The following is a 247-nucleotide window of genomic DNA, read 5'->3' as shown; positions in this document are numbered from 1 at the left end:
AGTTCGACGATCACATCCGCGAAATCCTGCTGGATAAAGTGCGGCAGCAGGAAGCGGTCGTGCAGTTCGGCCCCCCAGCGCGCCAGCTTCGGTGGCGCGTAGGGTTCACGCCAGAAACGCGCGACCAGCGCCCGCAACAGCAACTGCTGGGTGAGGCTCATGCGTGCATGGGGCGGCATTTCAAACGCGCGCAATTCCAGCAGGCCCAGACGGCCGGTGGCGCCGTCGGGGGAATAGAGCTTGTCGA

General features: G+C 64.8%; 1 protein-coding gene. It reads right to left on the bottom strand.

The annotated features are described in order from the left end of the window. A partial coding sequence (locus tag AC0L3B_RS40055) for a transglutaminase family protein (protein WP_473383512.1) occupies positions 1 to 247 on the bottom strand: 247 nt, incomplete at both ends.

The organism is Bradyrhizobium sp. Kon56 (assembly GCF_055807635.1).
The sequence above is the reverse complement of the archived record's forward strand: the minus strand, read 5'-3'. Positions and strand labels throughout refer to the sequence as shown.